At 39.1% G+C, this 14,041-nt stretch carries 16 protein-coding genes; all 16 read right to left on the bottom strand.

From position 1 onward, the window contains the following. Positions 1 to 7: 7 nt before the first annotated feature. Entirely contained in the window at positions 8 to 283 is a 276-nt protein-coding gene (locus H9648_RS09905; RefSeq protein WP_225218836.1) for a YggT family protein, read from the bottom strand. Positions 284 to 308: 25 nt separating this feature from the next. Beyond that, the gene (locus H9648_RS09910) at positions 309 to 731 is read right to left on the bottom strand and encodes a cell division protein SepF (RefSeq protein WP_191753678.1); all 423 of its coding nucleotides are present in this window, start codon (positions 729 to 731) and stop codon (positions 309 to 311) included. A 12-nt stretch (positions 732 to 743) separates the two neighbouring features. Continuing rightward, positions 744 to 1,424 (bottom strand): YggS family pyridoxal phosphate-dependent enzyme, encoded by a 681-nt coding sequence (locus H9648_RS09915; protein ID WP_191753679.1) that lies wholly within the window; start codon positions 1,422 to 1,424, stop codon positions 744 to 746. Between the two features lie 8 nt (positions 1,425 to 1,432). Then, entirely contained in the window at positions 1,433 to 2,254 is an 822-nt protein-coding gene (gene pgeF, locus H9648_RS09920; RefSeq protein WP_191753680.1) for a peptidoglycan editing factor PgeF, read from the bottom strand. A 73-nt stretch (positions 2,255 to 2,327) separates the two neighbouring features. Then, positions 2,328 to 2,612, bottom strand: coding sequence for a YlmC/YmxH family sporulation protein (locus H9648_RS09925; RefSeq protein WP_066289211.1), 285 nt, complete (start codon positions 2,610 to 2,612; stop codon positions 2,328 to 2,330). A gap of 92 nt (positions 2,613 to 2,704) precedes the next feature. After that, the gene (gene sigG, locus H9648_RS09930) at positions 2,705 to 3,487 is read right to left on the bottom strand and encodes an RNA polymerase sporulation sigma factor SigG (RefSeq protein WP_066240567.1); all 783 of its coding nucleotides are present in this window, start codon (positions 3,485 to 3,487) and stop codon (positions 2,705 to 2,707) included. 121 nt (positions 3,488 to 3,608) lie between these two features. Next, entirely contained in the window at positions 3,609 to 4,331 is a 723-nt protein-coding gene (sigE, locus tag H9648_RS09935) for an RNA polymerase sporulation sigma factor SigE (protein ID WP_191753681.1), read from the bottom strand. A gap of 54 nt (positions 4,332 to 4,385) precedes the next feature. Next, positions 4,386 to 5,297 carry a sigma-E processing peptidase SpoIIGA gene (gene spoIIGA, locus H9648_RS09940; RefSeq protein ID WP_191753682.1) on the bottom strand — a complete coding sequence of 304 codons (912 nt, stop codon included), beginning with the start codon at positions 5,295 to 5,297 and terminating at the stop codon, positions 4,386 to 4,388. Positions 5,298 to 6,070: 773 nt separating this feature from the next. Beyond that, positions 6,071 to 7,255 (bottom strand): cell division protein FtsZ, encoded by a 1,185-nt coding sequence (gene ftsZ / locus H9648_RS09945; protein WP_191753683.1) that lies wholly within the window; start codon positions 7,253 to 7,255, stop codon positions 6,071 to 6,073. A 32-nt stretch (positions 7,256 to 7,287) separates the two neighbouring features. Continuing rightward, complete coding sequence (gene ftsA / locus H9648_RS09950; RefSeq protein ID WP_191753684.1) at positions 7,288 to 8,571, bottom strand: cell division protein FtsA; 1,284 nt, start codon at positions 8,569 to 8,571, stop codon at positions 7,288 to 7,290. A gap of 136 nt (positions 8,572 to 8,707) precedes the next feature. Beyond that, the gene (locus tag H9648_RS09955; protein WP_066393455.1) at positions 8,708 to 9,061 is read right to left on the bottom strand and encodes a small basic family protein; all 354 of its coding nucleotides are present in this window, start codon (positions 9,059 to 9,061) and stop codon (positions 8,708 to 8,710) included. A gap of 1 nt (position 9,062) precedes the next feature. Beyond that, positions 9,063 to 9,770, bottom strand: a complete 708-nt coding sequence (locus H9648_RS09960) for a DUF881 domain-containing protein (protein ID WP_191753685.1) — start codon at positions 9,768 to 9,770, stop codon at positions 9,063 to 9,065. A gap of 5 nt (positions 9,771 to 9,775) precedes the next feature. Beyond that, the gene (locus H9648_RS09965; protein WP_191753686.1) at positions 9,776 to 10,471 is read right to left on the bottom strand and encodes a DUF881 domain-containing protein; all 696 of its coding nucleotides are present in this window, start codon (positions 10,469 to 10,471) and stop codon (positions 9,776 to 9,778) included. Next, positions 10,458 to 11,231, bottom strand: a complete 774-nt coding sequence (locus tag H9648_RS09970; RefSeq protein ID WP_191753687.1) for a cell division protein FtsQ/DivIB — start codon at positions 11,229 to 11,231, stop codon at positions 10,458 to 10,460. The genes H9648_RS09965 and H9648_RS09970 overlap by 14 nt, the downstream gene beginning before the upstream one ends. A gap of 228 nt (positions 11,232 to 11,459) precedes the next feature. Beyond that, positions 11,460 to 12,371, bottom strand: coding sequence for a UDP-N-acetylmuramate dehydrogenase (gene murB, locus H9648_RS09975; protein WP_191753688.1), 912 nt, complete (start codon positions 12,369 to 12,371; stop codon positions 11,460 to 11,462). 561 nt (positions 12,372 to 12,932) lie between these two features. Continuing rightward, positions 12,933 to 14,033, bottom strand: coding sequence for a stage V sporulation protein E (spoVE, locus tag H9648_RS09980; RefSeq protein ID WP_191753689.1), 1,101 nt, complete (start codon positions 14,031 to 14,033; stop codon positions 12,933 to 12,935). Between the last annotated feature and the right edge of the window lie 8 nt (positions 14,034 to 14,041).

Here is a 14,041-nt window from a genome sequence, read left to right on the forward strand (position 1 = left end):
CTATCACCTAAAGTGAACGAGCTATCATCTGTGCGATCGCCGAAACACCAAAACGAGCAAAGTGCAGAGCCATTAAAGCTACGATTGGTGAAAGATCAATCATGCCAAGAGGCGGAATAATCTTTCGAAAAGGAGATAGATATGGTTCAACGAGTCTAGCGATCACTTGACCGATGGATGACTCACGAGCGTTTGGAAACCAAGATAATAGTATGTACCCGATAATCATGTAATAGTAGATCTGGATAAGAGTTAGTACTACGTCTTCAACTGCATAGATCATATTCAATAATTTTCACCTGCCTGATTTAATCTTCTTCCATCATTTCTGAAATCGTTCCGGAAACATCAACATTTTCAGGAGTACACAAAAATGTATTCGGCCCTAACTTTTGTATGTCACCACCGATTGCATAAACAGTCCCTGATAAGAAGTCTACGATTCTTTTTGCTTGATCATGCGGAATTCTTTGTAAATTCATAACAACAGCTCGTCGATTCTTTAATTGATCTGCGATATCTTGAGCTTCTGCATATACACGAGGTTCTACAAGAACAACTTTAACTTGTTGTTGAATACTTTGAAGACTTACAACGTTCGGTTTTCCTTTTTTCGTATGAGACGGTGTGATTTCCTCTTCTTCTTGTCTTGATTCTTCCTCGTATTCTTCTTCATACTCATAATCGTCTTCTAGATCAAAAAAGCGCTTGAATTTTGTTTTAATTCCCATTTGTACCACCTCCTAAAATTCTTTTCCTACTAAACTCGTCCCTATTCTAATAAATGTTGCACCTTCTTCAACAGCAATCGAAAAATCGTTAGACATTCCCATAGATAGTTCAGTACATGGAGCATGAACCATTTTTTGTCTCTGTATTTCCAATTGAAGTTGCTTTAATGTAGAAAACACGTTTCTGATTAAGGATTCATCATCAGTAAAAGGTGCCATAGTCATAAGTCCGACAACCTTAATACGATCGTAGTCTTTTAATTTATCGACAAAAGCGACCACATCTTTTACTGGCAAACCATGTTTGGAATCTTCTTCCGCTACGTTAACTTGTACAAAGCATGAAATGGTCTTTTCTGCTCTTTTTTGAATCTCACTCGCTAAACTTAAACGGTCTAATGAATGGATATAATCCACATGCTCGATCACATCTTTTACTTTTCTAGTTTGCAGAGTTCCGATAAAGTGCCATTTAACTGACGTGTCTTTCAAAAATTCTTTTTTGGATAGCAGTCCTTCTATCCTGTTCTCACCGATATGTTCAATACCTGCTGAAACAGCCGCTCTCGTTGTTTCATTACTCACATATTTCGTCACAGCGATCAAATTAACGCCCTTTGAAGATCTGTTTTTTTTCTCGCATGCTTTTTGAATTTCATTTAAGATGTGTTCTTTGTTTTCTTTGATACCCAATTTCTTGATTAATCCCCTTTCCTGCCTATATAACTCATCATTCTTCCCGTCTTGCCTCTATCTTTACGATGTGAAAAGAACACGTCGTTTTGACAGCTCGTACATTGATCTGAAACGATAATATTTTCTGGCAATACTCCAGCTCTTAAGAGAAGGATTTCATTTAGTTTTTTCAAGTTTAATTGATAGTTTCCTGCTGCATTCTTCTTATAAACGGTGTCTTCCGTATCTCCGCCTAATGCTGCTTTTACTTCTTTAATTACTCGATCATCTACCTCATAACAGCAATGCCCTATAGAAGGACCGATTGCGGCTAATACCGCCTTCACGTCAACATTCTCTTTATCTTGCCAAGTTTTGATCATTGCTGGACCGATTTTTGCAACTGTTCCTTTCCATCCCGCGTGTGCGAGTCCGATCAAGTTATCGTTCGGCGAAAAAAAATAGAGAGGTACACAGTCCGCATACAGTGAGGTTAAAAGGATGTTTTCATCTGATGTATATAATCCATCTGCATCGGGAATTGCCGTTTCAAAATCTAAAGAACCTAATCCTCTATCTTCTTTAGATACCTTTACAATATTTTCAGCATGAACTTGTTTAGAGCCAACCCAATTTTCAACCGGAAAACTGATGTCAGCTGAAAATAATTCGCGGTTTGTCCGAACCATATCTGGATCATCATTCACATGAAAACCCATGTTCATAGAATGAAAGGGCATTGTACTATTCCCGCCTTCACGTGTTGTGAAACCAGCAATAACCTTAGAATTTATCTTATGCCATGTCTGTATTGCAAGATGCTTTCCAGATCGTTCAAATGTGTTCATAAGTATGTACTCCTCCTGGAAAGTTTTATCTTTATTTTACCACAATTTAAAGCAAGAAAGAAAAAAGAACCGTTTATTTCAATTGATCAAACGGTTCTTTAACATATTCATTTAATTCGCTAGCTTCCATATGTCTTACAAGAATAACATCTGCACCAATCTTAACAATATTTCTCCAAGGTATCACGATGTCGTTCTCTCTTGCAAAAAAACCAAGCATCTTTCCAGCACCAGGGATGATGATCGCATCTATCTTTCCAGTATTTAAGTTGATTTCAAGATCAGCTATATGACCGAGCTTTTTTCCATTTGCTACGTTAACCACATCTTTCACTTGAAAATCTGATATTTTATTCATCTGCAATCCCCGCCTCTCTTACAACAGTATATGAAGGACAAAGCTATTTCATGTTTCTGTCCAAAAATAAAAAAAACCCGTGAAAACGGGTTTTAGCTGCTTTGGATGTTTTTATTCATCTGAGAGATTGCTGCTTTTTCAAGTCTCGATACTTGCGCCTGGGAAATTCCGATCTCATCAGCGACTTCCATTTGCGTTTTTCCTTGAAAGAAACGCATCGTTAAGATCATCTTTTCTCTATCATTCAGCCGGCGCATTCCTTCTTTTAAAGCAATCTCCTCAATCCACTGCATGTCTTTTGCTTTATCATCGCTGATTTGATCCATAACAAAGATCGGATCACCACCATCATTGTAGATCGGTTCAAATAGTGAAACTGGATCTTGAATGGCATCAAGTGCAAAGACAACTTCTTCTTTTGGTACATCTAGAGCTTCTGCAATCTGTTGTGCCGTTGGCTCCCGAGATAGTTTGTTCATAAGCTGATCTCGAACTTGCAGTGCTTTATATGCGATATCCCTTAAGCTTCTTGAAACTCTTATCGGGTTATTGTCTCGAAGATACCGGCGAATCTCACCAATAATCATCGGAACTGCATAGGTTGAAAACTTAACATTCTGACCTAGATCAAAATTGTCTATGGACTTCATCAGCCCGATACACCCTACTTGAAATAAATCATCTACATGCTCTCCGCGGTTGTTGAACCTTTGAATGACACTCAGAACGAGCCTGAGGTTTCCGTTAACCAAAGTTTCGCGTGCATCTGGATCACCTTTATGCATCTTATCAAAAAGAATACGCATCTCTGGATTTTTTAAAACAGGAAGCTTTGATGTGTCAACTCCGCAAATCTCAACTTTATTTCTTGTCAAGTCTTTTCCCTCCTGCCGGGAGCTAATTTCAAATTAAGTATCACCGAACGGAGGGAAATTTATGCAATTATTATTTTACAGAAAACGGTAATAAGTGATCAAAAGCTATATTCAATATGTGTTAAACCATTTTATTAAATTCTTTTTGAAGTCTCTTAATGATTCGCTTTTCCAGCCTTGAAATATAAGACTGAGAAATTCCGAGCATATCTGCTACATCTTTTTGTGTTTTTTCTTCTCCTCCCGAAAGACCGAAGCGAAGTTCCATGATCTGTTTTTCACGATCGTTTAAGGTAAATAGGGCTTTTAATAAAAGTTTACGATCTACATTTGCCTCAATTCTGCGCGTTATAATGTCATCATCTGTCCCAAGAACATCTGAGAGCAAAAGTTCGTTCCCATCCCAATCCACATTTAACGGTTCATCGAACGATACTTCTGACCGTGTCTTGTTGTTACGGCGTAAATACATCAAGATCTCGTTCTCTATACATCTCGATGCATAAGTGGCGAGCTTGATCTTTTTTTCTGGATTGAACGTGTTTACCGCTTTAATAAGGCCGATCGTTCCAATACTGATTAGATCTTCAATGTTAATCCCTGTGTTCTCAAACTTTCGTGCAATGTATACGACTAAACGAAGGTTTCTTTCGATCAAAAGAGATTTGGCAGCCTGGTCACCAGAAGGAAGCTTTTCAAGCAATACCGCTTCTTCTTCTTTACTAAGCGGAGGGGGTAAAGCTTCATTTCCACCAATATAATAAATCTCATCTGACTTCAGCCCCAACTTGAATAGTAACTTATACCAGTACATCGTCATTTTTAAACGCCACTTATTAAACATGTTAACTCCCCTTTCACATTATCTTCTTTTAAGTGCTTTCACGTATCGCCTTTGTTAGGACGCTTGTACATGTTGCAGGTACATCTTTGGATGAACGATAGCATCAAACTGACCTTCGCTAGATAATACTGTCCAGCTCAAGCCTATGAGACACTGCGGAGATGCTACCGATACTCCATCCTTTTCTATTTCTACGGCATCTGGTTTTAAACAAGCTAAAAACTGTTGATGTCCTACTGCGCGGTAAGGTACGATTCGAAGTCTGTTAAGCCATAGGTGCTCATTGTCATCTGTATTCATTGCAAGAACGTCTTTGGCAGCAGTTCGAATGATCTCGGGAAAAGAATCACCGTGTTTGTTCATATCAAGGATCATGACGGGCATTTTAGAAATAGGATCGTATAATTTATTGCCAGTATCAATAAGTCCATTTGCAGATATCAAGATCTGGTCTATTTTGATAGTAACTTTGACAAGACTGTTGGAATCCATTTTTTCCACAGAAATATCATCTACTCTTTTCTTTGAAAAGTACCAAAGAAGAGGAACACCTGCTACTACAAAAAGCCAGCTGATCGGGTCACCCATACCTGAACTTTTTGTCGTGATAACTCCATTCATAATCACAGCATCACTTTGCATAAAATAATGAAGACCGAAAATACCTCCACCCGTCACAAAAGAAACAAAATAAAACATGGCTATATTTTTCATGACAAACTTGAAACGCTTAAAACCAAACGCCACAATCATAATAAAAATAGATAGGATAAATTTCATGATCGGCTGTGAAAATAACATTAGTTCTGGAAAGATTACTAAAAACACATAACTTGACGCTAATAAAGAAGCAAATAGGATTCTCTTTTTCGATGCATTGCGCTTTAGCACATACGCTGTCAGAGAGATTAGAACATAATCAATGCAGAAATTAAGAAACCAAATGACATCCAAATAAAGGGTCATTGGTTTTCTCCTTTCTTAAATTTGAAATCAGTATAACGTATAGGTTGTTTGAAAGTCTGTCAGTTTATGAGAGAAGTAAAGTTCTTATTTTCTCTATTTTTGTCAAAATAACTTATATGTTAGGTATACGCTTTTCGGACAAGAATATGACAAAAAAAACTGTATGCTTATACATTGTTGCTCATGAAGGAGGTTAATTTCCGATGCAGAGCTCGCTTTCCTCAAGGTGTACGGTGAGGTCATTCTGCTTTCAGTCATTAAACGGTCTACCTGTCTAGCTTCGCCTCTAGCCCCTCGAGGTTATAATGTAAATAGTCCACGAAGGTACAGGTCTCTTCCGCATTCAACAAACCCGCTCATTCCGCAGGAGTCCCTCCCTTCTTCTCCAATCAACTATTCATTGAAGCATTCTTCAAGATTTATTGATACCAACAGTCTTCTTCTCAAAAATGCATCTAGTACTTTAGAAAAGCTGTTTTAATTTGACTCTTTTCAAAAAGCTAGTTACTAAAAAGAGATTTTGTAATTCTTCATTGTCAAGTTGATTGGAGTGGAAGTTGCGAGACTCCTGTGGGACTGGCGGTCAGGTGAGACACTTAAAAGTGAAACGTTACGAATGTGGCTCACCGCCTGCCCCACGGAAAGCGAGCAAACTGGAACGGAAATCGACTACTAACAAATGCAACAATGAATTCAAAAACAGCTTTAGGAAGATGTTTTTCGCAAAAAAAAGCATGCTCTCTAAAATAGAGAACATGCTTTCATTTTTGTATTTATCTTCTTCTGTTACGACTGCGGTTACGCAAGAACGTTGGAATATCAAGCGTATCTGAATCAGCATTCGTGTAAGAAGTATTTCTTGATTCTTGGCTCTCTTCACGAGATTGCCCTTGAGACTGGCTTTGTGGTTGAGATTGACTTTGAGAAGAATGAGACTGATTAGAAGTAGGAGCTTGCTGCATTCTAGGACGCTCCGCTCTCTGCTGGTTGTTAACCATCTTCTCATTTTCATCAAATCCAGTCGCGATAACCGTAACTAGAATCTCATCTTTTAGTTCTTCGTTAATTACGGAACCAAAGATCATGTTTACTTCAGGATCTGAAGCAGATGAAACAATATCTGCTGCTTCGTTCACTTCATAAAGACTCAAGTTAGCTCCACCAGTAATGTTCATCAATACACCTTTCGCTCCATCAATAGATGTTTCAAGAAGTGGAGATGAAATTGCTTTTTTCGCAGCTTCAGCGGCACGGTTTTCACCAGTACCTACACCAATACCCATGAGTGCAGATCCGCGTTCAGTCATGATTGTTTTTACATCGGCAAAGTCAAGGTTGATCAATCCTGGTACAGCGATCAAGTCTGAAATACCTTGTACACCTTGGCGAAGAACATTATCCGCTTCACGGAAAGCTTCTAACATCGGAGTATTTTTATCAACGATTTCTAATAGTCGATCATTCGGGATTACAATTAATGTGTCAACTTTTTCTTTTAATACTGAGATGCCACCAACCGCTTGCGTAGAACGCTTACGGCCTTCAAAAGTGAACGGTCTTGTTACAACACCAACTGTAAGAGCTCCAAGATCTTTCGCGATCTCTGCAACTACAGGAGCCGCACCAGTACCTGTACCGCCACCCATACCTGCTGTTACGAAGACCATATCAGCACCGCTGAGTGCCTCTTCGATCTGCTCGCGGCTTTCTTCAGCAGCTTTTTTACCGATATCAGGATTCGCACCTGCCCCAAGTCCTCTTGTTAATTTCGTTCCGATCTGCATTTTCACAGGCGCTTTTGATAGATTCAAAGCTTGTGCATCTGTATTCACACAGATAAATTCTACACCTTGTACACCGTGTTCGATCATACGGTTAACAGCGTTACTTCCGCCGCCACCAACACCAATTACTTTAATTGTCGCCAATTGATCCATATTCATATCAAACTCTAACATGAGCGTTCCTCCTAATGACTAGTTCCTTAATGTTATTCAAAAAATAAACCAAACCAGTCTTTGACTTTTGATTTCATGCCACCGGATTGTTTTTCTTGTCCCGATTTTTGGCTGGATTGTTGTTTCTTTTTAGGTAAAGGTTCTCCAGCGTTATCAGCTAACGCAGTGGCAACTTCTTTTCCTTGAACTTTAATATTTTTGTGAGTGAATTGGATTAATCCAACACCTGCTGTAAACTTCGGTTCTCTAACTCCGATATAATCCGGCAAGGAAACACGTACGTTCTGTTGGAAGATATCTTGGGCGAGCTCAAGTACTCCTGGAATTGCAGCAACTCCGCCTGTAATAACAAAACCGCCTGGCAGTTCGGAATATCCGCGCTGATGCAATTCATCATCAATCATCTCAAATATTTCAGCCATACGAGCTTCAATGATTAACGAAAGTTCGTATTGCGAGATTTCTTGTTCTTGTGAAGATCCAATTTGTGATACTGTAAATGTCTCATCTTTTGATGCATAATCCACAAAAGAATGACCATGCTTTAGCTTAATCTTTTCTGCATCTTCAGCAGACGTTCTTAATCCGATGGATATATCTTTTGTAATAAAGTCTCCTCCAACAGAAAGAACAGATGTTAACTGCATGGTACCTTGATCAAAAACAGATAGTGTAGTAGAACCCCCACCAATATCAATCAGTGCTACACCAAGCTCCATCTCATCACGTGAAAGTGCAATCGATGATGTTGCCAATGGCTCTAAACAAATGTCCGCCACTGTAAGTCCAGCTCGTTCTACGCAACGTAATAAATTATGTAAGATTGTCTTGGAACCAGTTATTACTGTTCCTTCCATCTCAAGGCGAACACCTAACATACCTCGAGGATCAATAATCTCATCTGTACCATCAACAATAAATTGTCGAGGAATCACATCTATAATTTCGCGTTCTGGAGGCACTGACATAACCTGAGCTGCCTCTATTACTCTAGCGATGTCTTCATCACCGATCTCTCGGTCTTCTCTTGATACCGCAACTACACCGTGGCATGGCTGAAGTTGAATATGGTTTCCTTTTACACCTACGATTACAGCATTAATTGGAATACCTAACATTCTTTCTGCTTGCTCTACGGCTTTTCTTATGGAACGAACAGTTTCGTCAATATCTACAATGGAACCTTTTCTGATTCCAGCTGATTTTGCATGGCCAACACCAATTACATTAAAGGACTCACTAGTCATTTCTCCAATGATCACTTTAATATTGGATGTACCGATGTCTAAACTTACATAAATTTCATTGCTGTTCATTCTGTGGCACCTCCTTACCTTTCATCCAAAAAATCTTCTTAATTTTTTAAAAATCCCTTAATTTACGCTTAATTATGGAATAAATTCCACAAACAACGGGTTATCCCTCTTTTTTTTTACCGTTTTTTCAAATTTTTTAGGCCTTTTTGCGCGAATCTGACCATTTGGAAATAATTAAGCGTCTAATAACAGCGATATTATTAAACAACCTAACACCAAATGCAAAAATCGCAGCTAGATACAGATCGATCCCAAGGTGTACCCCTAAGTATGCGAGCCCAGCAGCCAATAAAATGTTAAAGAAAAAACCTGTAATAAACACTTTATCTTCAAAACTGCCTTGAAGATGTGCACGTATACCACCGAATAAGGTATCTAGTGCAGCTAAGACAGCGATCGATAAATAGTTTGCATATTCTGGAGGGACCCGAATATCAGACATGAAACCTAATAGTAGACCTAATAACAGTCCAAGTACCGGCAACCACATCTTACGTTTCCTCCTTTGCCGGTTTCATAAACTTCACCTTCATATCTTTATCGAAAGCTGGCAAAATAACTTTAGCTGTTTGTTTGGATTCGACGAGAAAATTTTCTCGAATAAACTCCTCTACAGCGGGTGAAGCAATGATCTTCTGATGAAGTTTTTCATTGTCTTTTGCCAAAACTCGGATTTCAATCGGAAATGAAGAAACAGGCTCATTGTTTATGTAGATGTTTCCATTCACTTCCCGGATCGGGGTTTTAGATACGACGCGTTGGCCATCTATAGAGATCTCATTCGCATCATATCGGTTTAGTTCGTTTACAAGTCTTCTAAGCATATCAGGATCTATTTTAGGAACAGGTTGACCTACTCCAATTAGCTCTTCACTAAAAGGTTCGATCGTTATTACGATTCCTTGTCCGCTAATCGTTGTTAATCCTGCCTGTTTTTTTAAATCCCATAGCGCTTTTTCCATTGCTTGGATTTTTTCGTCCTTACCTTCACCTTTGTATTGGTTCAGGAGTTCACTATAGCGTTCAAATTCCTCATTAAGCTCCTGCTGACGCTGTTTCTCTTTTTCCAAATCAGCTCTTAATTCCCATAGATCTCTAGTATCCCGAACAACAGGATTGTTTGTGGTCTCAAATTGGATCGCCAGCATTCCGCCAAGTATGAGGGCAATTGTTGCAAACATGAATTGTCTTTCTTTCAACTAACTCATCCCTCTTCCGTAATAAATGGCTCCATCTCGATCGCGCTTTCTTGCTCCACTCTTACTTCTACTCCATCATTAACAATTTTATCAACGATGTATAGATTCAAAGATTTCTCTAGGGTTGTAGAATTCCCGATTGCTGTAATAACAAAGGGTGCAGGATATTGGTTACCATCCACAGAAACGACAGGACCGATACAAGCGATATACGTATCGTGAGAGATTCTTTGACCGTTTATCGCAATGGCTTCTGCACCCGATACGTGAAGTTCGTCAATGACACCTCTTATATGTTCTTCATGGACGATATAATCGTTAGGGTTCTCCCCTTCCGGTATATAGGAAGAATCTTGAAGAGTAACCTCTACCCCCTCCCCTTTCACTTTTACGTTCCCTACTACCATTCTGAGCTCTTTCAAATCTTCTACTAGTTTAGAAGATATCTCCTTTTGATCTGCCAGCTTATTTTCTTTCTTCTCAACATTTTGCTGCAGACTTTGAAGATCGCCTGCTAATTCTCTATTCGTTTTTTGAAGATTTAAGATTTGGCTGCGCAATGAATCTTCCTTTTTCCATTCATTGTTCTGCACAACATTTTGCTTTTCGATCTGCGCTCTCTGATAGGAGAAAGATAATATGAACCCGGTAACGAGTAGGATTAAAGATAGGAAAAGATGCGTCCCTTTAATTTTTCTCATTACTTTCCTCCACTTGGTTGTATCGTTCAAAACGTGTGCTGATTCCTAAATAGAACGTTCCTTTTTCCTCAGGCTTTAACTCGCTCACTAAAGATGGATAAGCTGTCAGCCTTTCTGAGAACTTAGAGATCGATGTCACCACTTTGTTTCCATCCGTCATAAACAACGTTAGCTGGTTTGAACTGTTGGATGAAGGTGTATGTGTGATCTCAGATATACGATGAATGATTCCTTCAGGTAGCTTCTGCAGTTCCTGTGCCATCATCTCTAATTGTTCTGGATCTTTCCAGCTGACAATTACAGGTGCATTTACTGGTCTCTCATTTTTCTTTAGAGGCTCTAACATTTTTCCGTTCTGAAGCATCGGGTAGTATACGTTCTCTTTTCTGAAATACCCGACGCGTTGAAATTCACTCACTTTAATGACAACTTGGTTAAAAAATTTCTTTTGGATGGATACGGAACTAACCTCTGAGATATCTTCGAGCCGCTCCATAATCTCTTCCTCAGATACATTCAAATACTTTGTCTTTGTTGAAATTTTGCTTTTTTCAAGAATCTCATTGTCGGTTACAAAATAGTTGCCAGAGACGGTAATTTTCTTCACATGACTAAGATCTGATTGAAAATAAACGACGACCAACAATAACAGGAAGAAAAAGGACAAGTAATATATAAGACGACGATTTGCTTTTTGTTTGCGATGTTCTTTCAGCTTCGGAATTCGGTCCTCAATCTTGACAACCTTTACCTTGTCCATCCTCTTCCTCCGTTTTATAAGTTAGTACAAGAAACATTAACGGTTGACAGAAATAAAAGAACTTGGCAGATAGACGCCAAGTCTTCAAAAAGGTACTGATAACAGTCCAACTGTCAGAAGATAACGAAATGTATGGTTCGTTTTGAAACGTCAAAAGTTAATTTTTTCTTGTTCTTTGTATTATAGCACGGATAAGCCGCAATTCAGCACTATTTATCCAATTTTTTGTTAATCATTTCTACCAATGATCTCAACTTCTGTATGAAGTTCAACACCATGCTTTTCTTTAATCGTTTTTTGTATATAACTGATAAGATCCAGCACGTCCTTGGCTTTTGCATCTCCAGTATTCACAATAAAATTAGCGTGCATCTCTGAAACTTGTGCCCCACCTACTTGAGTCCCTTTAAGTCCCGATGTTTCAATAAGATGTCCTGCATAATTAGGCAGCGGATTACGGAAAACACTACCACAGCAAGGATAGTTCCATGGCTGTGTGTTTCTGCGATAATCTTTATTCTTCTTAAGCTCTGCCATGATCGTTTCTTTATCTCCTTTATCCAAAACGAGGATGACTTCCACACAGATTCCACCTGTCTCTTGAAGAACAGAAGTACGGTAAGAGAATTTCAGTTCTTCATTAGAAAGCCATGTAAGCTCACCATCAGGTAATAAAATCAAGGCTTTATCAACGATCTTTGACATATCGGATCCGTGCGCACCTGCATTCATGAATACAGCGCCGCCAACTGATCCCGGAATACCTGCTGCAAATTCTAGACCCGTATAAGCTTCGCGTGACATTACAGTGGCTAGCGGAATAAGCGAATACCCCCCGCCAACTCTAATTGTGTTATCATTTTTTTCAAGGTGGTTGATCCCCTCCCCTACTTTAATGACAACCCCTTCTATGCCTCCGTCTGCAACTAGGAGGTTAGAGCCTCTTCCAATTGCACGTATTGGTGCGTTGGCTTCTTTTATATAACTTAATGCTTTTTTTAGACTTTCAATGTCTTTCGGTTCATAAAAAAGGTCAGCTGGTCCACCAATTTTTAATGTGGTGTGGTTTTTTAATGGTTCATTTACAAGGACAGTTCCTAAATCTTCACTTTTTAATTTCTCAGCTAATTGGCTATACATAATTAAAAACCCCCTACGTTCATACGCATCGTTCTATTTATATGCTATGCGTTAATCTTTTCCATGTTTTCAATATCCTTAAACATCGACAAAGAAGTATTCGAATGAATTACTCTTTTTGTTACTTATTTTAAAAGAAAACTACTTGATGCTCTTGAAGGTAGTTGATTTCCGCTCCAGGATGCTCGCTTTCCGCGGGGCAGGCGGTGAGCCACATTCGTACGATTCTCGTATAAGTGTCTCACCTGCCTAGTTGCAGTGGCTAGCCCCTCGAGGTCAAAAGCTAAATGGTCCACAAGGCAAAGTGCGCCTTGGAAGCCCATTCACCTTTTGCTGGTCGGGGCTGAACAAGCCACTTCCACTTTTAGGACTGCCCGCCTGTCCCGCAGGAGTCTCGCATCCTTGCACTCCAATCAACTTTTCAATGATGGTTTAATACATTTTATAAACAACAATCTTTTGAATATACTTCAAAAAAGAAGTTACCCTGCCATAATTGACAGGGTAACGTCTTTAAATCGCTATGTTTAGAATAAGAGAATTTCCTTTGAAACTCAAGTATTAATACCTTGAATAGCGGCTAATATTGAGGATTACTCCAATTGACGCAAGCATCAGAGTTAATGAAGATCCTCCATAACTTAAAAATGGAAGTGTTATTCCAGTAACAGGCATCAAACCTGTTACAACTCCAATATTAATCATCACTTGAATAGCGACCATTCCTATAATTCCTATCGCTAAAAAGCTACCGAATAGATCTGGAGCTCCTAAAGCAATCCTGATTCCTCGCCATAAGAGAAGACTAAAGAGGATTAGTACAAAAATAGCACCTATAAAACCGAGCTCTTCTGAGAGGATCGCAAAAATAAAATCCGTTTGCGGTTCAGGTAGATAACCAAATTTTTGTCTGCTCTGCCCTAAACCTAGTCCGAGCAATCCACCTGGCCCGAGTGAATAGAGAGATTGGATAATCTGAAATCCGCTGCCTAAAGGATCACTCCAAGGATCAAGAAAAGAAGTGATTCTCTTAATTCGATAAGGAGCAGAGATAATTAATCCCGCAAGTCCGATAAGACCGATTAAAGCCATCCCTACAAAATGGGAGATACGCGCACCTGCAACAAAAACCATCACGATGCTTGTTCCGACCATCACTGCTCCAGTTCCTAGATCTGGCTGAAGCATAATCATGCCAAATGCGATCATCACTAATCCGAGAGTAGGTACTAAACCTTTTTTAAGAGAAGTGATCTTTTTTTGATGCTCTGATAGATACTTAGCCAGGAATGTAATCATGGCTAGTTTCATAAATTCAGACGGCTGTATGGAAAAAGCACCTACACCAATCCAGCTTCTAGCACCGCCACGCACCATACCAATACCTGGCACAAGAACTGCGATCAATAATACAAAACAAATAATGAGAAGAATCTTAGACCAGACTCTCCACGTCATGTAATTGATGTTCATGATAAAAAACATCGCTGCAATACCTACACCGGCAAATAACAGTTGTCGCTTTGCAAAAAAGAACGCATCATCAAACTTGTATAGCCCTAAATCTGCACTAGCGCTATAAACCATTATTATACCGATCGATAACAACATAAGCGTAACGACAATCATTATGATATCAGGGGTTGATTTCGTTGCAGGCAAAGGGAAAC

The organism is Fictibacillus norfolkensis (genome assembly GCF_014836645.1).
Lineage (GTDB): Bacteria > Bacillota > Bacilli > Bacillales > Fictibacillaceae > Fictibacillus > Fictibacillus norfolkensis.